The organism is Paenibacillus sp. XP01, from assembly GCF_057364885.1.
On record NZ_CP139481.1, the window covers coordinates 6,705,208 to 6,726,258 of the forward strand.

Here is a 21,051-nt window from a genome sequence, read left to right on the forward strand (position 1 = left end):
CAGGGATCTCCCATTTAACACAGACGTCAAAGTACTGCATGTGTCGGAAGATACCGCATCCATTGCAGCTCATTGACGGCAGGACGTTCATCCGCCTCGGGATAGAGGGTGGACCACAATGTGGTTTGTTCGACCACAAGTCCCGCTTCGTTCATTCCGCCCTTCATACAGGCGCATTGACTTATGGAAACATCTGTATGAGAATCTAAATAGTCCAACCTTTTCAACCTAGCCTATAAAAGGAGAATGCATATGATGTCATCCCCCAACATTCCATTAAGCACCGGGCAGAACACAGCCATTCCGTCAGCCGCCCAACTGCAAGTAACGATCCAATGCGATTCGGGGCCATCAACGCTCGATGTCAGTTGTTTCATGGTCAACGAGCGGGGCCATGTTCCTTCCGACGACTACTTTGTATTTTACAACCAGACCTCGGACCCTCATCGCAGCGTAGAGCTGCAACAGATGGAGGCGCGCAAAACTACTTTTGTAATCGACACTGACAGACTTCGCCAGGCCCCCGTCGAAAAGTGCGTTTTCACCGCTACCCTGGATGAAGGCGGCACTTTCGCTCAGGTCCGCAACTGCCGGGCCATTGTACAAGCAGGGCAACAGCAAATTACATATGAGATTACCCAGGCAACCGCCGAAACGGCATTGATTTTCATCGAAGTTTACAAACATAACGGCGAATTCAAGGTACGCGCCATTGGACGCGGCTTCTTCGGGGGACTTAAACCACTGGCCGAATCGTTCGGCGTGGAAGTTGAGGGCAACCCCGGACAAGAGGTGGCTGCTGCCACAGAGACTCCTGTACCGCCTGCTGCCGAACCTGAGCCAGCCCCGTTAAACCTGACCAAAATCGATTTGCTTAAACGAAAAGTGAATTTGTCCCTGCAGAAGAAGCAGTCCGAACCGATCCGGGCACGCGTAGCGGTTGTATTCGACGCCTCCGGCTCCATGTACCACCTGTATCGCAACGGAACCGTGCAAGAAGCGTTCGAACGCATTCTGGCCATTGCTGCAGCCTTTGACGATAACGGCGAACTGGATGTTTGGTTTTTTGCCAAAGACTTCTTGCGTGCACCGAGCGTAACCGCGCAGGATTATGAAAACTACATCAATCGCGCATATACTTTGGGAAGCAAGGGTGGAACCAACAATGAGCCTCCTGTAATGGAAGACGTCATCCGCAAATATACGGTGGAGGAACCCAATGTGCAGATCCCAACGTATATTATCTTTTTCAGCGATGGGGGCGTAGGCAACAAAGGAAAAATCACACGGTTGATCACCGAAAGCTCTACCAAAAATCTGTTCTGGCAATTCGTTGGCTTGGGGCGAGCCAATTACGGCATTCTTCAGAAGCTGGACGACATGCCCGGCCGATTCATCGATAATGCCAACTTTTTCGAATTGGACGATATCTCACGGATCAGCGATGAAGAATTGTATGACCGCCTGCTGGGCGAATTCCCTGCCTGGATTAAGGAAGCTCGTGCCAAAGGCATTCTGGCTTAAAGATGGAGCCTTGCAACATAGGTATTGCCCCTAAGCCCTTTTCAAATTCGATATCACCAAATATAACTGCAAAAAAGACGCTATCCATGGAGTAACCACGGTTAGCGTCTTTTGGCGTTTATGTTAAGCTCGGGCTTGCTCCGCTTCCCAACGTGCGATTTCGGTCCGTACTTTCGGCGCAACTTCTTTGCCGAGCAGTTCGATCGCTCTCATGACATCGGCATGAGGCATCGTGCCGAGCGGGGTATGCAGCATGAAACGGGTAATGCCCACTTGTTTGCGCAAATAAATGATTTTTTCGGCTACGGTATCGACATCTCCGACATACAACGCGCCTTCAAGCGAACGAGCGGCGTCAAAGGTCGCCCGACTGTAATGTCCCCAACCGCGCTCGCGTCCAAGAACGTTCATGACGGCTTGCGCTGGCGGGAAAAACTTCTCTACTGCCTCTTCCGTCGTATCGGCAATGAAACCATGCGAGTGCGAGGCGACCGTCAGCTTGGATGCGTCATGTCCGGCATGTTCCGCCGCTTTCTTGTACAGCTGCACCAGTGGCGCGAATTGGGTTGGGCGACCGCCAATGATGGCCAGCACAAGCGGCAATCCGAGCAAACCTGCGCGCACGACCGACTCCTGGTTGCCGCCGCTGCCGATCCAGACTGGCAGTTTTTCTTGTACCGGGCGCGGATAGATGCCCAGGTTGTTGAAGGAAGGACGATGTTTGCCTTCCCAGGTTACTTTTTCGGAGTCCCGCAGTTTCAGGAGCAAATCCAACTTCTCGTCGAACAGTTCATCATAGTCGTTCAGGTCATAACCAAACAGCGGGAACGATTCGATGAACGAACCACGTCCGGCCATAATTTCCGCGCGCCCGTTCGAAATGCCGTCCAGTGTGGCAAAATCCTGATACACCCTCACAGGGTCATCCGAGGACAATACCGTCACTGCACTTGTCAGGCGAATACGTTTCGTTTGGGATGCTGCCGCTGCCAAAATAACGGCTGGAGAAGATGCCGCATAGTCCACGCGATGATGCTCGCCTACTCCGTATACGTCCAAGCCTACCTCATCCGCAAGAACGATCTCTTCCACGACTTCGCGAATGCGCTGCGCATGGCTGATCACCTCTCCCGTTTTGACGTCCGGCGATGTTTCTACAAAGGTACTGATTCCGATTTCCATGCCTAATTCCTCCCTTATGATTAATGTTCCGTATTTACTGCTCATCTATTTCTAACGTATTGTAAGCTAATAACATTTCGTTAATAACTACTCTAAACGATTTGAGATAAAAAAACAAGTGCCCTCTGCTCAGGTACGCAGAGGGCTTTGCAAGGATCTACCACGCAGATTGTTTAGCTGCTGATCCTGCCTAGATTTTTTTCACAAACTCCGACTTCAGCTTCATTGCGCCGAGGCTGTCGATCTTGCAGTCGATGTCATGGTCGCCTTCGATCAGGCGGATGTTTTTAACTTTCGTCCCCATTTTGACGACGAGCGAGCTGCCTTTCACCTTTAGTTCCTTAATGACGGATACGGTATCCCCGTCCTGAAGCACATTGCCGTTCGCGTCGCGGACGACCTTTTCCTCCTTCCCGGCCGTTTGTTCGGATTCCGGATTCCATTCATGTGCGCATTCGGGACATACCAGCATGAAACCATCCTCGTACGTATACTCGGATTTGCATTGCGGGCAATTTGGCAAATTGGACATATGTATTTAGCTCTCCATTTCTATGATGGCTTCCTCGCAAGTATACGGGAATATGCGCCGTTGTTCTACCTCTGGATCGAAGGTTAATGGAAAGAAGGAGTGTTTGCCATCCGGGAACAAGACCATCTGGCTCATCGTTTAAACTAAATTTAAGGTTGGCACGTTCCTTGATTTAAGGTAAACCGCTTATGATGGAGATCCGGAACAACTTTCCATGTTAATATTGTAAGCATGCAGTCAGAACATATATGATTTTTTCAGAAAAAGGAGCTTCCCTGTATGACACCCTATGTGTTTCCCGTTAAAACCGCTTTTTTCATTTTTCTTATCGCTGCCATGTTTTTGTTGATTCCTTGGCTCATTTACGGTTATCGCAAGGACGGTTTTTTTAGCTGGTCCCGCTTTGCGATCAGTTTTTCGTTTGTTTTCTATATGCTTGCCGCCTACTGCCTCGTTATTCTGCCGATGCCCGAAACCCGCAACAATTGCGCACAGCAGGCGGCGGACGCCGTTTATTACAACCTGATCCCGTTCACCTTTATCAGCGACATGTTCAAAGAAACGCCGATGAACTGGTCGCAGCCGTCCAGTTATATGGCAATGATCCGCAGCAAAGCTTTTTTGCAGGCCCTTTTCAACGTATTTCTGCTCATGCCGCTCGGAGTATATATCCGTTATTTCATGCAGCAACGATCCCACTGGAAAAAGGCGCTGATCGCCGGATTCGGGCTCTCCCTATTTTTCGAACTCACGCAAATTACGGGTCTGTATGGCTACTTTGCCTGCCCTTATCGGCTGTTCGATATCGATGACCTGATGCTGAATTCGTCCGGCGCCGTGCTTGGTTTCCTGATTGCGCCTATTTTGCTGGCCATGTTCCCTTCCAGGGCGCGCCTTCAAGCCAAAACCGAGCAGATTGTCGAGCAGAATAAAGTATTTCCGGTAGCACAGCTGCTTGCGTTAATGATCGATGCGGCAGTCATCGCGCTGTTATCCAACCTGTTTTCCATATTCAATTTGGCTTCAGGCAGCAATGTTGTCACCGGGGCCGTCAACACAACGCTAGCCATGATGATCCTGCTCTTTTTCGTTCCAATGGCACGGGGTGGCAAAACGCCAGGATCCGCATTTATGCGCTTCCGTTACGTCAATATCAGCACAGGGCAGCCTTCCTTCAAAACGTTGTTCAAAAGATGGCTGGCACTGTATATTCCCTGGCTCATTCTTAGCGCGATCCGAATCATGAACGAGTATGCAGTCATCCAAAATGCATATATCCCCGAAACCTATCAGGTGTGGATATCGGTCGGCATATATGGCCTGTACATGCTTGCCTGCATCGTTCTGGCTTTCCATCTCATACTCGTCCTCTTCTCGCGGGGTAAACGCAACTTCTATTTTGATGAAGTGTCCGGCACGAAACCTTCGCGTAAATAGTGTACTTGAGTAAAAAACGCCTCCGTCGTAAAGACGTGAGGCGTTTTGCGCATTTACTCCATGCTAATCATACTTTATTTGATTTGCGGCTATATGAGGACAAGAGCGATCGAAAGATGATTCTGACCACGTAGTGACCTATTGTGATTGATTAGAGCGTTTTCTAAAGATCAAATCACCTACACACCCAACCGTTTGCGTTTCTCCGCTTCCGGATCGTGTTCGAGCTTGATCTCGTGATTAAAGATCATCGTTGCACGATCCTGTTCATACGTCGGCCATTCCATGCCGGCTACTTGAGGCTGACCCGTTTTGGCAAAAGCAATCCATGCATCCTGCACCCGAAGCGCGAGCGCGGCGGCAGCCGCGTCCGGCTCGGCCTTCATGAATTTCAATGCATGCAGCGTATTGAAGACAAAGAACATTTCGATGCTGTGAATCGCTTTTTTAAGAAGCGGGTGCTCCGGCATGACCCAATCAAAACGATACATCCACACCGATGCATGCTTCTGCTGGGCAGCAGCATATTGGAGCGATGAACGCCAGAAGAACATATCGGTCATGGCCTGTGCCTGTCCGTCCGCCGTTTTGGGATAGCTGTCAGCAATAGCCTTGCGATCGGCAAGGTCCGGCGCCATGAAGTCGACTCCGCGCACCATGTCGATCTGCTCGGAAAATGGCGTATCGGGCTGGATAAACAGCGAACCTTCATCGAGCGTCGTACCGATCAGCACCGAAATATCCCGGGCTGACCCTGCGGCAACGGCCTGAAGCGGAGGTTGCGGAAGCGTATCGCCATCCAGCACCGGCTGAAACAGCAAGGCCATTCCTACACCGCTTTGCTCTTTGAACCTCTCGGCAGCTTCGACGATCCGTTCTGCCGGGATGTCCTGCAGCTTGTGCAGCTCGTCCGCACCGATGCCAAGCATCTTCAGCACGCCTTCACGCACCGCGTTAGCCTGCTCGGCAGGCATGAACTGCGATGCGCCGCTTTCCATAATAGCGCGCCGGAACAGGCCCTTGGCCGCAGGCATCGCCATCAGGGCAGCAATGCTCATGCTGCCCGCCGATTCACCGAATACGGTAACGTTGGCCGGGTCCCCTCCGAAAGCGGAAATGTTATCCTGCACCCATTGCAGCGCAGCGACCTGATCCAGCAATCCCGCATTGGTGGCGTACGATTCGCCGAGCGGCGACATATGCAAAAATCCGAGCGCCCCAAGACGATAATTGATCGTGACCACGATCAAATCGCCTCGTACGGCCAAGGACGTGCCGTCATATACGGGCAAGCTGCCCGATCCGGTAACGAAGGCACCGCCATGAATCCACACCATGACCGGGAGGGGATGATCGCTTTCTTTTTCCGGAGCCCAAACGTTCAGATACAGGCTATCCTCGGATTCCCGAATCGCTCCCTCAGCTTCTTTCAGGTGAGAACTGCGCGGCTGAATGTTTTCCGGCCCGTAAAACCGGGCTTCGCGCACGCCTTCCCATGATTCCGGAGGAACCGGGGCTTTGAAACGCAGTTCATTCACCGGCGGCTTGGCATAAGGAATGCCTTTCCATGCGTTCGCTCCATGCGAATTTTTGCCCTCCACAATCCCGTAGCTGGTCATCACTTGAAGTTTTCTCATTCCGCGTCTACATCCTCTCTATCGAGTAGTGTTCCGACATGTATCGGTACGATCAACTTGCAGCAATCCATGGAAAATTTTATCTACCTTTTGAGTATAGAACGCATATGTACCCTTTTACAACTTTCCCCAATTCACGCTTCATCCAACGTTTCACGTGGAACTTTTTATGACACCGGCCCTTCGTGCGCACGATTCCATGTGATCCAAATGATGATCACGAGCGATTTTTGTTCAAAGTCTGCTGTCCCTCAAATAGTTCACCGTAAAATCAGCGCCCTCAATCCAGCTCCCTTTCACGAAGTCCCTGCCCTTCACGACGACGCGATCCGCATAAACCTCCACATGCAGCCCTTGGCTTCCTTTCAAATGTTCATCATCGTCCGTCCACAAATAGGCGACAGAGGAGGCGTTGAACATCGTTGGCATGTGATCGCCGCCTTAATAAAACGAGATTTTTTATCCTGTTTTTCTTGCTGACGTATAACTTCGATGATCCGAAAGGCTTATTCCGAGTTTTGGCGCTCCATCATTTTGAGCCGGGATCGGCATGCTCCTGATCTTTACGCGGTCTATAATCCCGCAGCAGCCCCTCATAGATCAACTCCAGCCGCTCGTTTTGACGAAAATCATCCGGCGTCACCAATGCAGGCAGCTTGTTCCACAGCTTGATCCCCGATCGCTGCAAAATTTCAGCCACAAACTGCGAGCAGAAATACGAGTTGCTGAACTCCACCGGTTCTTTAAGCGTGATGCCAATGACGCCGAGCAGATTGTACATGAACTTCTGGCGGCTGCGGATGAAGATGTGCAGCACGCGTTTCATTTTTTCCACCTCGCGCTCGGTCACCTTCAGCTCATAAATGACACAAGTCGTGTCCGGAAATTTGCTGAACGTGCCCTTCTGGATATCTTCTTTCACAAAGCCGCCGCTGAGCGGATTGTTTGGATGTTTGCGCCCAAAGCTGTATAACTCGGAAAGTTCCCGATTGAATGAAATGGACGCATGATTATAGGGTGCGCGCGTGTAAGTCTGAATCATTTTGGTAAACAAAGTACCTGTATTAGTCAACAAAATATAAACCGAACGATCCGGTGTCATCGCAAAATTACCCCTTATCAAGTGTCGAGTATTCCTTCATAATAACATAGGAACCCTATAATGGAATCTCACATCCCGACAAGCAGGTGATATCGCCAAGTGAATAGCACGCTTTTTACGCTTACGCTCATCTTTTCAGCATTACTACTCGTACATATCGGTTATAAAACCGTGTCCCGACTTCAACCGGACAAGGATTACTCGGGCATCGGCAATAAAATCAAAACCTGGTGGGGCATGTTCGTTATTTTTTGTCTCGCCACATTGTTCAACCCCATTGTCTCCCTAATATCGCTCATGGTGCTGGCGTTTTTTGCGCTCAAGGAGTATTTCTCCATGATTCGCACGCGCAAAGCGGACCGCCGATTGTTTCTATGGGCATACCTGGCCATACCGGTGCAATTTTACTGGATCTACATCGGATGGTACGGCATGTTTATCGTATTTATTCCGCTGTATGTCTTTCTCGTGCTGCCGCTGCCAAGGCTGATCAACAAAGGCACGGTCGGTTTCCTTCGCAGCGTAAGCTCGACCCAGTGGGGCCTCATGCTGATGGTGTTCGGGTTAAGTCATCTTGCGTACTTTCCCTTTGCCACGCCGGAATACGGCTCCAAGCTCGTATTGTTTCTGGTTGTGTTGACGCAGCTGAACGATGTGGTGCATTATTTGGCTTCTCTCTATTTGGGCAAACGCAAAGTGGTGCCTACCGCCAATCCTTTTTTGACCTGGGAAGGGTTCCTCTGCTCCTTCGTTGTGACCACGGCCGCATCTTACTTTATTCACCCATATATGACACCGTTTAATTGGGAGTTCTCCATTTTTATCGGTATACTGATCGCGCTCGCAGGATTTTTCGGCAGCTTGACGGTATCCGTGTTGAAAAGGGACCTGTTGATCGGCGACGACACCAAATTCGACGCATTGAAAAAGAGTTACCTTAGCCGGGTCGACAGCTTGACCTATACGTCCCCGGTCATGTTCCATGTCGTTCGTTATTTCTTTGACTTCATGTAGCGTTGTGAAATCATATCTCGTTTATCAGCAACGTTCGGACTTGATGATAAAAGCAAAAGCAGCCCGCCGGGCTGCTTTTTGCATGCGCTTTTCGGTACAATCTCGAAGCTTTTTGGCCTCCCTGACCGCCTTGAATGTGCCGACAGCGACCGTCTTTTGGCACGACCGAACGATGCACATCACACACTGGCAATCATCTGAATAAGGCTCCCGCCGTTAAAGAGGCAATGCCACTTCGGTTTCGACCCGGACCTCATCGCTGCCTTGACCATCCGTATAAACCAGGGTCACTTTTCCGCTCTCCCCTTTCATTTCGCCCGTGTATCGGAAGCCTGAGATCTGACGCTTCTCGTCAATATAAAAACCCTCTTTGCCGCTTTTGGCGTGCTGAACCGCTTGTCCGTAATTATCGATGACCGTAATCTGGTTGGATGTCCAACGCAGTTCGGATAGTGTATACCCTTCAGGCACCTGTCTGACCGTGAATTCGAAACGCTTGTGTTTGGCCAGTTCGTCCGTCTGATGAAGTTCAATGGACATCAACGAGCCGACTCCTTCCGAATCGTTGGCCTTGGCAGACAGCCGTCCTTCTTCAACCGCTTCCGGGTTCTTGTTTTTGGCAGCCGCATTCGGAACCGAGTTTGGACCCGCTTGCTCGATGGGCTGTTTCGATTGGGGATACGCGTGTTCCTGCACCGACTCCTTATTGTTTATGGCGCCGCATCCGCTGACCAGCAACGTCGATCCCAGAATCAGCGCGCCAAGTGCGTTGATGTTGAACCTGCTTTTATTCATCTAAAGCTCCTCCATCCTGTCTGTAATCCTTTCGTCGTGGCAACAAGCCAAACGTTCCCTATATTCATTCAATACCCATATCATTCCTCATGAAGCTCCTTGATATGTAAGCAGAAGAGACATAAGCTTTTCCGCGCAAAAAAACCGGCTATCCGGCAAAATGGCGATGATGCTCCATCTTTCGGATAACCAGTAGTATATTTGGACTATATGTAAGTTTATTGCTCATGCTGTTTCGATCAGGGTAACGTCAGAACTTGTCCAACCTGAATGGAGCTGGAAACCAGTTCATTGTATGCTTTGATTTCTTCAATGTAATCTCGCGTATCCATATCATCCGGCTTATACTTCACTGCAATATTCCAGAGCGTGTCGCCCTGAGATACGACGAGTTTGCCTCCAAGTGCCAGACGGTCCTCTTTGCCTCCAGCAAATACATTCAATACCGTGCTGCATCCGATGAGGATGATCAAAAAAACGATCAAGCTTTTTATCAAAACTGTGGGCATTTTCATACGCGGCCATTTCTTTTTGAAATCGCCTATGCCAGATTGGGCCGTTTCCGGGTTTACCGATTCGTAAATGCTCTGATACGTGGAATATCTCATCATCCAACCAACCTCCAAACCTTTGTTTCACAATGGCGTTAATAAACGTGGATCGAATCCCCAAGGGCACATGGACCTAACCATTTTCTTTTTATAGGTCTATAATACCATCTGCATCTCAACAAATTCTAAACAACGACAGGAAGCGTCAAATCGCTCGACAAAAAATCCGTGCCTGAATTTCGGCGATGCAAAAATCATATTTGGGTATAATCGAGATACAAACTTCCCGGTAAGGACGTGAAAGCCCGATGCTCGACTTCGAAAAGAAAAAAATTTATTATCAGGCCCTGCTGGCCAAGGATACGGAATACGAAGGACTGTTCTATGTTGGCGTCAAAACGACGGGCGTGTTCTGCCGTCCCACTTGTCCGGCTCGCAAACCCAAGTTCGAGAACTGCGAATTTTTCGATACTGCGCAGCAAGCGTTGTTGGCCTCATATCGCCCATGCCAGCGTTGTCGTCCGTTATCCCATCCCAACCAGGTGTCGGACATTGTCCGCCTGCTGGTGGAAGCGGTCGAGAACAATCCGGAGAAACGTTGGAAAACCGAGGATTTCAGACAACTATCCATAGATGAATCCACGGCAAGGCGACAGTTCAAGAAGCGGTTCGGCATGACTTTCGTGGAATATGCTCGCGCCCGCCGTATGGGGCTTGCCCTGAAAAACATTCGTTCAGGGCGACCCGTGATCGATGCGCAGCTGTCCACGGGTTACGAATCGAGCAGCGGCTTTCGGGATGCCTTTTCCCGAATCATGGGCGCACCACCCACACAAATCGATGACGAGCATGTATTAAAGGCGGCCTGGCTGGATACCCGGCTTGGTCCCATGATGGCGATTGCCGATGACGATGCCTTAGTTCTGCTGGAGTTCGTGGATCGCCGGGGATTGGAACGGGAAGTGGAGCGATTGCGGCTGCGAACGAAACGCGCCATCGTTCCCGGCGTTACCGGCCCCATTATGTCGATCGAGAAAGAGCTCGAAGAGTATTTTGAAGGTACCCGCACCGAGTTCCACACCCCGTTGTCCTGTTTAGGAACACCATTTCAAAAAAGCGTATGGGAGCAGCTGGTCGCAATTCCATCAGGAGAAACACGTTCCTATCAGGATATTGCCGTCATGTTGGGCAAACCGTCCGCATGCAGAGCCGTCGCCCAAGCCAATGGAGCCAACCAGCTGGCCATCGTCATTCCATGCCATCGCGTGATTAACGCCAGCGGCGATTTGGGTGGATACGGGGGCGGGCTGAATCGTAAAAGCTGGCTGCTCCAACATGAAAAACGGATGGAAGAAACGATCCGAGGAATAGATCGGGGACAAGCATAATCCAACGTAAAACACACTACTCCAAAAAACGCAGCATCAAAGGAGAGAACACATTTATGAATTCCGCCGCAGAGCAAGCATTGTCATTTCGCAGCATGCACGTCAAAGGAGATCCGCTTATCCTGGTCAATGTATGGGATGCCGGAAGCGCGGTCGCCATTCAATCAGCCGGAGCCAAGGCTATAGCCACCGGCAGTTGGTCTGTTGCAGCAGCTCATGGCTCGCAGGATGGTGAAGCACTGCCTTTCGAACTGGTCATTGCCAACCTGAAGAGGATCGCGGCAAGCGTAGATCTGCCTGTTACGATCGATATTGAGGGAGGGTATGGAAGGTTTGTGTCAGAAATTAGCGAAAATGTGCAGCATACGGTCGAATCCGGTGCCATCGGCATTAACCTGGAAGATCAAATTCCGGGTGGGGAGGGCCTATATACAATACAAGAGCAGCATCTGCGATTAAAGGCAGCCCGGGACGGTGCCGATCAAACCGGTGTGCCCCTGTTCATCAATGCCCGCACGGATGTCTTTCTCCAAGCTCCCCCGGCTAGTCATCGTGAATGGGTCGCAGACGCCATAGAGCGGGCTTACGCTTATGAACAAGCCGGGGCGGACGGATTGTTCGTGCCCGGACTGCAAGATCCGGATTGCATCAGGAAGCTGTGCGAGCAGTGTGCCCTGCCCGTCAATATAATGCTGACTTCACGCAAGCCAACACCTGCTCAACTTGGTGAATTAGGCGTTGCCCGCGTCAGCTACGGGCCTTATCCTTACCAACACATGATGGAGGAACTTTCAAGGTTTGGACAAGAACTTTTATTGCACCGCTAAAGTCGGATATCCCGTCCTCCATGTGCAAATCAAGCGAAAATAAGCAGCCCGGTAGGGACTGCTTTATTTCCATTTATATTTTATGAATCCAATGTTTATCTAACGGCAATTTCCTGCATTCGTTTTATACGTCCCATTTACCAGTGTCAGCTTTTACGCCCCTTCATCACAAGCGGAGCATTCTTCATCATGGGATAGGTCGCGAGCATCAGCCCTAGACCCAAAACGCCGCTCACGATGAACAATACCGTTTTATTGGCTTTCATGATCCATTCCACAAATAAGCTCCAATCCACCTGCGTAAGTACAAGCGTTAAGACCACACTCAGTCCAAAGAACAAAATCAGAAAATTGCGCATCCCCAATCGGAGCCAGCCTACAGTTATAAATAACGATAATCCCAGCAGGAAAAATCCAACCATTAGATCAGTCCACAAGTATGGAAAGAAGTGAAAATCTTTTACGTACAGAGCCCCAGCACTATAAAAGGTGACGCCCAACGAGCCGTATTGATGAAGCAGATCCATAATCAGATAGATCAGGTTTAACGTCGTAATGGCGACAACAACCATCCAGACCGAGATCAAGTAGAACGACTTAAGAAATTGAGTCCGCGTGCTCCCCATGCCAATCGCAACCGGGTACACGTTAACGATCCCCACGATGGCAAATGCAATGATTCCTCCATACATCGGGCCGAAAAGCGTCGTCGGGAAAGCAGCACCGAAAATATATCCTATCGCAAGATAGATGGCCGTCAGCGCAAGCGTGATGTACGCAAACATTTTATAATGCCACACCATGTCTTCCATGATCATGCGATTTGTGCCTTTTGCAACATTCATGGACGAACCTCCTCATGCTTTCTGGTTACGTTAACCAGGTAATCCTGTATTGCCGCCTTTTCGATGGTTACCCCATATTCGCTGGCTTTTTCTTTCCAGGCTCCAGAGTACACTGCGTCGATCATGACTTTGTGCGTGCTGCCCAGCCGGGATGATTCCAGGATAGGGGAGCCCGCTGCAACTCGTTCAATAGCGCTAATATCCCCTGTTAGAAGAATACCTCTCTCGCGCATTTCCTCCATGGATTGATGCAGCAATATGTTGCCCCCATGAAGAACGATCAAGGATTCGCATAAAGGCTGAATTTCCTCAATATGATGGGACGACAGCAGCATCAATCGCGGCTGATCCTCGTACGTTTCCAGCAAAGCGCGATAGAAAAACTTCCGCTTCTCAGCGTCCAAGCCATTGGTGGGCTCGTCAAGAATCGTAATATTTGCGCGGCTGGATAATCCAAGAATGATCTGGGCAGCTGTTTTCATGCCTTTGGAAAATTTAGCAATTTTCCGCTTCAGCGGCAGTTCAAACATATCCACCAGTCGCTCTGCCAGCTCCTGATCCCACTCGGGATGAAAATACTGGCCGTATCGCATCAAATCAACCATGCTCCAGTTTCTCCCGAAAGGATGATTCTCCTGGACATAACACAGATTCTCCTGTGCAGCCAAATTGTCGTACGGCTCATGGCCCATGATCCGAATCGTTCCCTGCTCCGGCCGCTGATGGCCTGCAAGCAAACTCATCAGCGTCGTTTTCCCTGCGCCGTTCCTCCCCCACAATGCACTGATGACCGGTTCGTCTTCCCGCAGCGTGAGGTTCTTCAAAACAGGCGTTCCCTGGTAACCGTACTCCACTTGTTCCACGTGTATCATGACTCACTCTCCTTATCGCTCTTGCCTTTGATCAGGTCGATGATTGCTTCTTCACTCATGTGAATGCGTTTGGCTTCCTCAAGCAAAGGTTGAATGTATTCCTCGTAAAAATGCTGCCTTCGTTCTTGAAGCAAAGTATCCCGCGCTCCTTTTGCGACGAACATGCCCAGTCCCCGCTGTTTGTAGATAATGCCTTTGTCCGCTAACGCCTGCAGCCCTTTCCGCGCCGTAGCAGGGTTGATATTGTAAAACCGCGACAGCTCATTGGTGGAAGGAACCTGTTCCTCAGCCTTTAAGCGGCCTTCTACGATGTCATCCATAATCATCAGGGCGATCTGATGAAAAATGGGCTGTGATTCGTCCAGATTCGATTTCATGCAAATCCAACTTTCATCATTGAATTATTGATTCAGGCCAAGTTAATCGGTTAGTTACTCATGTAACTAACCATACTACAAAGAAGCCACGATGTAAATAGTCCTTTTTCTTAAACGCGCCCATTTCTTTCGCTACGTCTGCGGTTTATGGATTGGACTTTTTTTCGTGGCACGATAATATTTATTCATCAGCTCGTCCAGCACTATAGACTGCCTTATCACTTCCGGATGCTGGAAACTCCCGTACTCCCGTTCCTTCACGTACAGCAGTTCCCTGGCAAGTTCAATCTCCAATTTCAATTCCGTACAATCCATAACCTCCTCCTTCTGTCACATTTTAACGGAATCTGTCGATCGCAAGATTGTACGGGATATCGCATACTTATTCTTCCAACAAAAGAAAAAAACGTCCCCTGGCAAGCTGAGGACGTTTTCTGCCGGCATACGTTTTTTACGATCCGAATCCATGGTCTGCGGTGCGCATAATATCCGGATTGGACGTCGTCAGACCTCGATCAGGACCATCAGATTGAGCACCAGGAGCTACAATGGCAATAACAATGCTAAACATGACTATCAGCGAAGCAAACTTCCTCATCATTGAGTTTCTGCACCTCACTAATCAAATTTTTGTATTGCTGCATTGCTTCATCGGTCGCATAATCCCTATACTGTTCAAACAACCCGATACTTTTAAGCATACCCCGGCCATCATGAATTTCAAGAGCAAACTTCATACTATTCAAGGCATACTGTAAACCTTTGATAAAATCGTCCTTCCGTAAATAATATGAAGCTAATCCTCCCATTAGACGAACATAGCGATCATCGGTAACCTGTTTGCTCACTTTGCCGATCCGGTTGCTTTGCTCCTGATATGACAAATGTGATTTAAACTTTTCAAGCACGAAATCGATGTTCATATCGTAGCGGTTGGCGGCCGTCACAATGTCGCAAAGCGCCGGAAAGACTTCATTTTCCCTGTTGGAGATGTACCCTACATAATCGGGCAGCACCTCGAAACGGCCGGCCATCAATTGATATACATAGCGATTGCCCTCAGCCCATTCCTGGAATTGATGCATTACGATTCGTTCTTCCTCATCAGGCTGCTTCACCCAACTGCTGTCTGCGTAACGAGAAACGAAATCAAGCGCCCTGTCGTACTCCTTAAGATGATAGAACGCGCTTCCTGCAGCCAGATCGGAATATAAAATATAAAAAATAATCGGTTTTTTCGTTTCTTCCTGCTTGTTTCTCCCATTCAGTTCATAATGAACCTTAGCCTTCACCTTTAATTTTTCGGACAATTCCTGGACCTTCATCCAGCGGTGCAGCGCTCCGAACGCATTGATCAATTCGTTCAGCGCATCCAGTTGATAGCGTTCATCCAATCGATCGACGTAATACTCGAACCTGGAAGCGATAATGAGGTTCTTCTGGCGGTCTTTGCCCAGGCCCAGCTTAAATAGGCGATATTGGCAGAGTGCAAGCCGTTCCGAATGCTGCATTTTTTCACTTTCGGCAATCGTTTCGTACAAAAGAACGGCCGCTTTGAATTTTCCGCCACCGTAAAACTCCTCTGCGACTTCAAATAACAAAGGTATATAGGACAGATTATCCATCATCAACCGGATAACCTCTTCAATGCAATTCAATTTGTCCAACTCTGCACATCGATGGAGGAATGGACCAAGCCTGCGCCAGTCCGGCGTGGAGTGAACGAAACACTCTTCGATGTACAGTTCGTAATAGTAGCCCTCATCCAGCTGCATGGCCGCCGTAATACGGTCCAGCTGCTGCATCGAGATCGGGCGGTTTTTGTTTAATATGTTGCTAAGCGTGCCTGAATTGATGCCTGACAGCTCGGAAAACAGACTGATCGACATCCGTTCCCTTTTCAAGTATGATTCCAAATGATCGCGTATCGTGGTTGCCGACTCCAAACGAACACCACCCTCCAAAGTAAGCAAAACGCCTATTGACGTACATTTAAAGAAGACAGACCGCGACTTGCGGTTCTCATAAAAACCATAAACAGGATCAACGACATTTCAAAGTAATTATATGTAGGAATTGATCGAGGGTCAATAAGTTTCCTTTCAACTAATTTGTATTTATTACAATTTAATCCTTTTAAATATACAAATCTCTCATTCTATTTTATAGGCTGGAAACTACGGCAATCAATATCAAAACCAAATGAAAAACACGAGCAAAACATGCCCGTGCTTCCCATGTTATTCAAGTATTCTCCATCCACGAATCTCGCTTACGGCAAAATGTTGCCTGCTGCGCGATAAATGTCATACCATTCCTGACGGGTAAGATCGATCTCGCCGGCCTTGATGCAGTCTTGCAAACGGCTAACGGTCGTCGTTCCCGTCACCGGCTGCATTTTGGCCGGATGACGCAGCAGCCAGGCAATGGCAATCGTTGTATTGGTCACATCGTATTTCGCGGCAATTTCGTCGATCTTGGCATTCAGCTCCGGGAACTTCTCGTTGCCAAGGAATACGCCTTCGAAGAATCCGTATTGGAACGGGGACCATGGCTGAATCGTAATGTCGTGCAGACGGCAATAATCCAGCACGCTGCCATCGCGGTTGACGGCGGCGTCATTTTCCATATTCACGTTGATCCCGCTGGAGATCATCGTTGTATTCGTAATGCTCAATTGAAGCTGGTTGGCAACCAGCGGTTGTTTCACATATTTTTTCAACAGTTCGATCTGGTTCGGATTTTGGTTGGACACCCCGAAATGGCGCACTTTGCCTTCGCGCTCAAGCAGATCGAATGCTTCGGCCACTTCCTCCGGCTCCACCAGAGCATCGGGACGATGCAGCAGCAAAACATCGAGATATTCGGTTTTGAGACGTTTCAAAATACCGTCCACCGAATTCAGGATATGTTCTTTGGAGAAGTCGAACATGCCCTTGCGAATGCCGCATTTGGACTGGAGAATCAGATTTTCCCTCACTTGGGGATTCATCTGGACAGCTTCGGCAAAAATCTCTTCGCACGTCCCTGCCCCGTAGATGTCGGCATGATCAAAGAAGTTCGCGCCCGCTTCGATGGCCGAGTGGACGAAACGCTCCGCTTCCTTGCTGCTCAGTGCATTGATTCGCATGCAGCCCACGGCTACAACCGGCACCTCAAGCGAGCTGCTTCCAAGCTTTATCGTTCTCATGATGATTCCCCTCCATATCAAATCGTAATGATCCTATGAACTACCAGATGGCTTGCACAGATGATGTTCCTCTATGATTGTGACATATATGCGCAACCGTTTTCAATGGATTTATGGAAAACTTATATGGAATAATGGACGATTTACGGCGAATGAGGCCTGCAACGCATTTTTTTGCGGCAAGGTTCAAGAAGTGTGCAGGCAGGGGCTGGTTTCGTATAGAATAGAAATGTAGAAGACGGAACGCTTTTCGGGGCTGTTCCTTTTCCGTGGAGCCTGGTTAATAACTAAGAAGTGATTTTTACATAGACCTTGCGTGTTTGCTAAACGAATCTTGAATTCAGGCGGAGGGAGTTCATGCAATGAAAAGAATAGCTCTTTTATTTGTCATATTGATCCTCTCGATCGGAGGAGCCGGACAGGCGATGGCCTACCCCATGTCCGAGCAGAAGAATAGTATTGTGGAAGATTCCGCATTGGAAACCGGGCTCAAGCTCATTTTGAATAAACCCGTCGATGCCAGCCTGACCCCGTCCGATCTTCAGCAATTGACCGTAGTCGACCTGAGCAACATGGGGATCCAGAGTCTCGCCGGGCTTGAGTATGCAACGAATCTGACGCATCTGCGCTTGTACGGCAATGAATTGAGTGACCTCACGCCGGTTGCCCATCTGACGAAATTGCGGGAAATCGACGTGCGTAACAACTATATTACATCGATTGATGCTCTTGGCGAATTGCAGAACCTTGGACGGCTGTACATCAGCAACAATTCGGTGACTTCCATTGCCGTTGTTCGGGCTTTTCCGAGACTACATACATTCTTCGCCAGCGGAAACGGGATAACGAGCATTGCGCCGCTGGAACATGCGCATGATTTGAAACGGGTCGAGGTTGCCAACAATCAGCTCACAGACCTTTCGCCCATTAGCGGCCTTACCAAATTGCAATCCCTTAACGTTGCGAACAACCGGATTGGATCATCCGGCTCCTTGTCCGAGCTTCCGGAGTCGCTGCTCCAACTCAACGTCGCAGGCAATGATATCGTTGATGCCGAACCGCTCGCCCATTTGACCAACCTGCGGTCGCTGGACGTATCCAACAATCGGATCGAACAAATCGAGGCCTTCGGGGCATTGAACAGCCTGAAGGAGTTGAACGCGGAATCCAACCAGATTTATGATCTCCGACCGCTCGCAGCGCTGAAAAAATTGCAATCGTTGAAGCTTGCAGATAATCGAATATGGGATCTGAGCCCGATTGCGAAGCTGAATCTATCCCCTGGACTGACGAATGGCGTGCAGGATATTTCTGCCTCATCATCCGCCATAGGCTCTCTCGTCCCGATCAATGAAATCGAGTCTGCACCATTGACGATTCAGCATAACTACCTGGACATTTCCAGCGGCAGCCAAACCATGCAAATGCTGAACCAGCTTAACGTTCGCGAGCAGAAACGTTCTCCGCAGGGCAGTATTCAAAGGTTGACCGAAGGGTCGACCACGGCATACGTCGGAGAAAAACCCTATGCATTGGATGCTGCCCCTTTCATCGATAAAGGCAGGACTTACGTTCCACTGCGCTTTGTTTCCGAGCATCTGAACGCAAGCGTGGACTGGCATCCCGCCACAGAAGAGGTCATTATTTCTCAGGGCGATCAGGTCATTCAATGGGCGGCTGGCCACCGGCAAGTGAACGTGAACGGCAATACCATCGTAAATGATGCCCCATTGCTGATTCAAAACGGCAAAGCGTTCGTTCCGGTCCGGTTCATTTCCGAGCAGCTGGAAACGACGGTCGGTTATCTGGCCGACAGCAGAACCATTCTGATTTTCGCAAACAAACCACCGGCGCAGCAGCCGGCTTTGCAACCTTAATCATAGGCGCAGCCGCGTACCCGTTTATTTCAATATCAGTGAACTCCCTGCCAAGCTTCGTTTTGGCAGGGAGTTTGGTTATCCATCCAAAAGCATAACCGTGGATTTGGGTAAATTTCACGTGGTTTGGCACATCCTTTTTTGATCAGCTAACTGATATACTGACTGTATTGAAACATACTATGGTTCTCGCGAGGAGGAACTGGACATGTCCCTGAAGGTGCGCGCGTATTCGACGACGCCGGATACCCCGTGGAAGGAAAGTGTATTAAAACCAACAAATGAAAGCGCTAACTTGAAAGTGTCGGACGAACTTTACCAGGAGGTGGAGGGGTTTGGCGGATGTTTTAACGAGCTTGGGTATATAGCCTTGTTCCATCTGAACGAAGAGCAGCGGCACGAACTCTTCCACTCCCTGTTCCACCCTGACGGTGAACATAAATTCACGATTTGCCGACTGCCCATCGGTGCAAGCGATTACGCGGCAGAATGGTACAGCCATAACGAAACCGATGGCGATTTGGCCATGGAACATTTTTCGATCGAACGAGATTTCAAATATTTAATTCCTTATATCAAAGAGGCCTTATCCTACAATCCGAACCTGCAGCTATTCGCTTCTCCATGGAGTCCGCCGACCTGGATGAAAACGCCGAAAGCCTACAACTACGGCACGCTGCGCTGGGAAAAGGATATTTTGGATGCATATGCGCTGTATTTCGTGAAATTTGTGCAGGCGTACCAAGAAGCCGGGATAACCATCCATCAGGTCCATGTGCAAAACGAGGTTATCGCGGATCAGAAATTCCCTTCCTGCAAATGGACGGGCGAACAGCTGCGCGAATTCATTGCGGAGCACCTTGGGCCTGCATTCGAAAAGCACGGCCTGGACACGGAAATCTGGCTGGGCACGATCAATGCCCCCGATCCCTGGGAAGAGCTGATCCACAAAAAAACGAACGATTTCGACGAGTATGCCGGGCTTGTCCTTAGCGATCCCCAGGCATACTCCTACATTAAAGGCGTCGGTTATCAATGGGCGGGGAAACACGCCATACAACGCACGGTAGCGAGCTATCCCGAACTCCGGTACATGCAAACCGAAAACGAGTGCGGCGATGGAAACAACTCCTGGATGTACGCCAAGTACGTATTCAATCTGTTTCAGCACTATTTCGCCAACGGAGTGAATGCATATGTGTACTGGAACATGGTTCTTGAGCCCAAAGGTCGCAGCACATGGGGATGGGAGCAAAATTCCATGGTTACCGTCGATCCGGCAACCCAACGGCTGATCCGCAATCCGGAATACTACGTCATGAAGCATTATGCCCACCACATCGTTCCCGGTGCGCGCCGCGTCGGGCTATCCGGCCCCTGGAGCGGCAAAGCTACGGCTTTCCGCAACCCGGATGGGAGCCTGGTCGTTGTTATCAACAATCCGTTCAGCGATAACCGGGAGCTGCTGCTTGCCCATGCGGGCCAGACATTCCGAATTGAACTGGAAGCCGAGTCTTTTAATAGCATCGTCCTTTCGAATTCTTGATACGGCGCTGCCATATTCGGCAATAAAAAATGGAACCAAAAAACAACCATCATCGGCCCGAAAAGGCATCGAAATGGTTGTTTTGTATGGTTTCGATATTGACTCCGCTTGTCCCCAATGTCCTTTCGCATCATCAAAGTCCTGCGGACTCCAATTGACGGACCAGGACGCTTGGGGATGTTCCTCATTGGATTGCTATTTGCCAGCCCCTCCTCTCATGTTGTTATTTAGGGAATTCAACACTTTAATTCGAGGCCATGGAAAATAACAAAATTCTCCATATCGATTAATACTATATCATCGGCGCCTTGACAAAAAATAGACGAATATCGACAGTTTGCTGTTGTCGTTCTTT

At 49.5% G+C, this 21,051-nt stretch carries 20 protein-coding genes and 1 pseudogene; 7 read left to right on the forward strand and 14 right to left on the reverse strand.

Features of this window, described 5'->3' with window-relative positions; translation table 11 throughout:
* Positions 1 to 26: 26 nt before the first annotated feature.
* On the reverse strand, positions 27 to 155 hold the full coding sequence (locus SNR34_RS30150; RefSeq protein WP_290371420.1) for a hypothetical protein: 129 nt from the start codon (positions 153 to 155) through the stop codon (positions 27 to 29).
* Between the two features lie 97 nt (positions 156 to 252).
* Here SNR34_RS30150 and SNR34_RS30155 point away from each other — a divergent pair, with 97 nt between their 5' ends.
* Positions 253 to 1,524: a vWA domain-containing protein gene (locus SNR34_RS30155; protein ID WP_486180832.1), complete on the forward strand. Its 1,272-nt coding sequence runs from the start codon at positions 253 to 255 to the stop codon at positions 1,522 to 1,524.
* Between the two features lie 123 nt (positions 1,525 to 1,647).
* On the opposite strand, the gene SNR34_RS30160 is transcribed toward SNR34_RS30155, so the two are convergent.
* Positions 1,648 to 2,706 carry an LLM class flavin-dependent oxidoreductase gene (locus SNR34_RS30160; protein ID WP_486180833.1) on the reverse strand — a complete coding sequence of 353 codons (1,059 nt, stop codon included), beginning with the start codon at positions 2,704 to 2,706 and terminating at the stop codon, positions 1,648 to 1,650.
* 190 nt (positions 2,707 to 2,896) lie between these two features.
* Positions 2,897 to 3,238, reverse strand: coding sequence for a zinc ribbon domain-containing protein YjdM (locus SNR34_RS30165; RefSeq protein ID WP_486180834.1), 342 nt, complete (start codon positions 3,236 to 3,238; stop codon positions 2,897 to 2,899).
* Positions 3,239 to 3,517: 279 nt separating this feature from the next.
* Here SNR34_RS30165 and SNR34_RS30170 point away from each other — a divergent pair, with 279 nt between their 5' ends.
* Positions 3,518 to 4,675: a VanZ family protein gene (locus tag SNR34_RS30170; RefSeq protein WP_486180835.1), complete on the forward strand. Its 1,158-nt coding sequence runs from the start codon at positions 3,518 to 3,520 to the stop codon at positions 4,673 to 4,675.
* A gap of 179 nt (positions 4,676 to 4,854) precedes the next feature.
* Here SNR34_RS30170 and SNR34_RS30175 read toward each other — a convergent pair whose 3' ends face one another.
* The 3 genes and pseudogenes from SNR34_RS30175 to SNR34_RS30185 all read right to left on the reverse strand — a co-directional run bounded on the left by SNR34_RS30175 (position 4,855) and on the right by SNR34_RS30185 (position 7,414).
* Positions 4,855 to 6,312, reverse strand: coding sequence for a carboxylesterase/lipase family protein (locus SNR34_RS30175; protein WP_486180836.1), 1,458 nt, complete (start codon positions 6,310 to 6,312; stop codon positions 4,855 to 4,857).
* Positions 6,313 to 6,546: 234 nt separating this feature from the next.
* Positions 6,547 to 6,753, reverse strand: a pseudogene (locus SNR34_RS30180) (hypothetical protein); the annotation flags it as partial.
* A gap of 88 nt (positions 6,754 to 6,841) precedes the next feature.
* A complete protein-coding gene (locus SNR34_RS30185) occupies positions 6,842 to 7,414 on the reverse strand; it encodes a hypothetical protein (protein WP_236413478.1) in 573 nt (190 codons plus the stop codon).
* Positions 7,415 to 7,513: 99 nt separating this feature from the next.
* Between SNR34_RS30185 and SNR34_RS30190 the strand changes: the two genes are divergently transcribed.
* A complete protein-coding gene (locus SNR34_RS30190; protein WP_236413480.1) occupies positions 7,514 to 8,428 on the forward strand; it encodes a phosphatidate cytidylyltransferase in 915 nt (304 codons plus the stop codon).
* 216 nt (positions 8,429 to 8,644) lie between these two features.
* Here SNR34_RS30190 and SNR34_RS30195 read toward each other — a convergent pair whose 3' ends face one another.
* Positions 8,645 to 9,223: a hypothetical protein gene (locus tag SNR34_RS30195; protein WP_486180837.1), complete on the reverse strand. Its 579-nt coding sequence runs from the start codon at positions 9,221 to 9,223 to the stop codon at positions 8,645 to 8,647.
* Between the two features lie 239 nt (positions 9,224 to 9,462).
* A complete protein-coding gene (locus SNR34_RS30200) occupies positions 9,463 to 9,834 on the reverse strand; it encodes a LysM peptidoglycan-binding domain-containing protein (RefSeq protein WP_236413484.1) in 372 nt (123 codons plus the stop codon).
* Positions 9,835 to 10,082: 248 nt separating this feature from the next.
* Between SNR34_RS30200 and SNR34_RS30205 the strand changes: the two genes are divergently transcribed.
* Together SNR34_RS30205 and SNR34_RS30210 are read left to right on the forward strand one after the other, a co-directional pair.
* The gene (locus SNR34_RS30205) at positions 10,083 to 11,162 is read left to right on the forward strand and encodes a bifunctional transcriptional activator/DNA repair enzyme AdaA (protein ID WP_236413486.1); all 1,080 of its coding nucleotides are present in this window, start codon (positions 10,083 to 10,085) and stop codon (positions 11,160 to 11,162) included.
* A gap of 56 nt (positions 11,163 to 11,218) precedes the next feature.
* Entirely contained in the window at positions 11,219 to 11,989 is a 771-nt protein-coding gene (locus SNR34_RS30210; protein WP_486180838.1) for an isocitrate lyase/PEP mutase family protein, read from the forward strand.
* 146 nt (positions 11,990 to 12,135) lie between these two features.
* Here SNR34_RS30210 and SNR34_RS30215 read toward each other — a convergent pair whose 3' ends face one another.
* The 6 genes from SNR34_RS30215 to SNR34_RS30240 all read right to left on the reverse strand — a co-directional run bounded on the left by SNR34_RS30215 (position 12,136) and on the right by SNR34_RS30240 (position 17,273).
* A complete protein-coding gene (locus SNR34_RS30215) occupies positions 12,136 to 12,834 on the reverse strand; it encodes a hypothetical protein (protein WP_236413489.1) in 699 nt (232 codons plus the stop codon).
* Positions 12,831 to 13,706, reverse strand: a complete 876-nt coding sequence (locus tag SNR34_RS30220; protein ID WP_236413491.1) for an ATP-binding cassette domain-containing protein — start codon at positions 13,704 to 13,706, stop codon at positions 12,831 to 12,833. Before SNR34_RS30220 ends, SNR34_RS30215 begins: the two co-directional genes overlap by 4 nt.
* Positions 13,703 to 14,083, reverse strand: a complete 381-nt coding sequence (locus SNR34_RS30225) for a GntR family transcriptional regulator (RefSeq protein WP_486180839.1) — start codon at positions 14,081 to 14,083, stop codon at positions 13,703 to 13,705. The genes SNR34_RS30220 and SNR34_RS30225 overlap by 4 nt, the downstream gene beginning before the upstream one ends.
* 132 nt (positions 14,084 to 14,215) lie before the next feature.
* Positions 14,216 to 14,398, reverse strand: a complete 183-nt coding sequence (locus tag SNR34_RS30230; RefSeq protein ID WP_236413493.1) for an aspartyl-phosphate phosphatase Spo0E family protein — start codon at positions 14,396 to 14,398, stop codon at positions 14,216 to 14,218.
* 248 nt (positions 14,399 to 14,646) lie between these two features.
* On the reverse strand, positions 14,647 to 15,987 hold the full coding sequence (locus tag SNR34_RS30235) for a helix-turn-helix domain-containing protein (protein WP_486180840.1): 1,341 nt from the start codon (positions 15,985 to 15,987) through the stop codon (positions 14,647 to 14,649).
* Positions 15,988 to 16,355: 368 nt separating this feature from the next.
* Positions 16,356 to 17,273: an aldo/keto reductase gene (locus SNR34_RS30240; RefSeq protein WP_486180841.1), complete on the reverse strand. Its 918-nt coding sequence runs from the start codon at positions 17,271 to 17,273 to the stop codon at positions 16,356 to 16,358.
* A 362-nt stretch (positions 17,274 to 17,635) separates the two neighbouring features.
* Between SNR34_RS30240 and SNR34_RS30245 the strand changes: the two genes are divergently transcribed.
* Both SNR34_RS30245 and SNR34_RS30250 read left to right on the forward strand, forming a co-directional pair.
* Positions 17,636 to 19,150 carry a leucine-rich repeat domain-containing protein gene (locus SNR34_RS30245; protein ID WP_486180842.1) on the forward strand — a complete coding sequence of 505 codons (1,515 nt, stop codon included), beginning with the start codon at positions 17,636 to 17,638 and terminating at the stop codon, positions 19,148 to 19,150.
* A 208-nt stretch (positions 19,151 to 19,358) separates the two neighbouring features.
* Positions 19,359 to 20,696 carry a glycoside hydrolase family 30 protein gene (locus SNR34_RS30250; RefSeq protein WP_486180843.1) on the forward strand — a complete coding sequence of 446 codons (1,338 nt, stop codon included), beginning with the start codon at positions 19,359 to 19,361 and terminating at the stop codon, positions 20,694 to 20,696.
* Positions 20,697 to 21,051 lie beyond the last annotated feature (355 nt).

Coding starts and splice junctions, on each gene's coding strand:
- SNR34_RS30150 (WP_290371420.1), bottom strand. CDS start 155: ATGAACGAAGCGGGACTTGTGGTCGAACAAACCACATTGTGGTCCACC.
- SNR34_RS30155 (WP_486180832.1), top strand. CDS start 253: ATGATGTCATCCCCCAACATTCCATTAAGCACCGGGCAGAACACAGCC.
- SNR34_RS30160 (WP_486180833.1), bottom strand. CDS start 2,706: ATGGAAATCGGAATCAGTACCTTTGTAGAAACATCGCCGGACGTCAAA.
- SNR34_RS30165 (WP_486180834.1), bottom strand. CDS start 3,238: ATGTCCAATTTGCCAAATTGCCCGCAATGCAAATCCGAGTATACGTAC.
- SNR34_RS30170 (WP_486180835.1), top strand. CDS start 3,518: ATGACACCCTATGTGTTTCCCGTTAAAACCGCTTTTTTCATTTTTCTT.
- SNR34_RS30175 (WP_486180836.1), bottom strand. CDS start 6,312: ATGAGAAAACTTCAAGTGATGACCAGCTACGGGATTGTGGAGGGCAAA.
- SNR34_RS30185 (WP_236413478.1), bottom strand. CDS start 7,414: ATGACACCGGATCGTTCGGTTTATATTTTGTTGACTAATACAGGTACT.
- SNR34_RS30195 (WP_486180837.1), bottom strand. CDS start 9,223: ATGAATAAAAGCAGGTTCAACATCAACGCACTTGGCGCGCTGATTCTG.
- SNR34_RS30200 (WP_236413484.1), bottom strand. CDS start 9,834: ATGATGAGATATTCCACGTATCAGAGCATTTACGAATCGGTAAACCCG.
- SNR34_RS30205 (WP_236413486.1), top strand. CDS start 10,083: ATGCTCGACTTCGAAAAGAAAAAAATTTATTATCAGGCCCTGCTGGCC.
- SNR34_RS30210 (WP_486180838.1), top strand. CDS start 11,219: ATGAATTCCGCCGCAGAGCAAGCATTGTCATTTCGCAGCATGCACGTC.
- SNR34_RS30215 (WP_236413489.1), bottom strand. CDS start 12,834: ATGAATGTTGCAAAAGGCACAAATCGCATGATCATGGAAGACATGGTG.
- SNR34_RS30220 (WP_236413491.1), bottom strand. CDS start 13,706: ATGATACACGTGGAACAAGTGGAGTACGGTTACCAGGGAACGCCTGTT.
- SNR34_RS30225 (WP_486180839.1), bottom strand. CDS start 14,083: ATGAAATCGAATCTGGACGAATCACAGCCCATTTTTCATCAGATCGCC.
- SNR34_RS30230 (WP_236413493.1), bottom strand. CDS start 14,398: ATGGATTGTACGGAATTGAAATTGGAGATTGAACTTGCCAGGGAACTG.
- SNR34_RS30240 (WP_486180841.1), bottom strand. CDS start 17,273: ATGAGAACGATAAAGCTTGGAAGCAGCTCGCTTGAGGTGCCGGTTGTA.
- SNR34_RS30245 (WP_486180842.1), top strand. CDS start 17,636: ATGAAAAGAATAGCTCTTTTATTTGTCATATTGATCCTCTCGATCGGA.
- SNR34_RS30250 (WP_486180843.1), top strand. CDS start 19,359: ATGTCCCTGAAGGTGCGCGCGTATTCGACGACGCCGGATACCCCGTGG.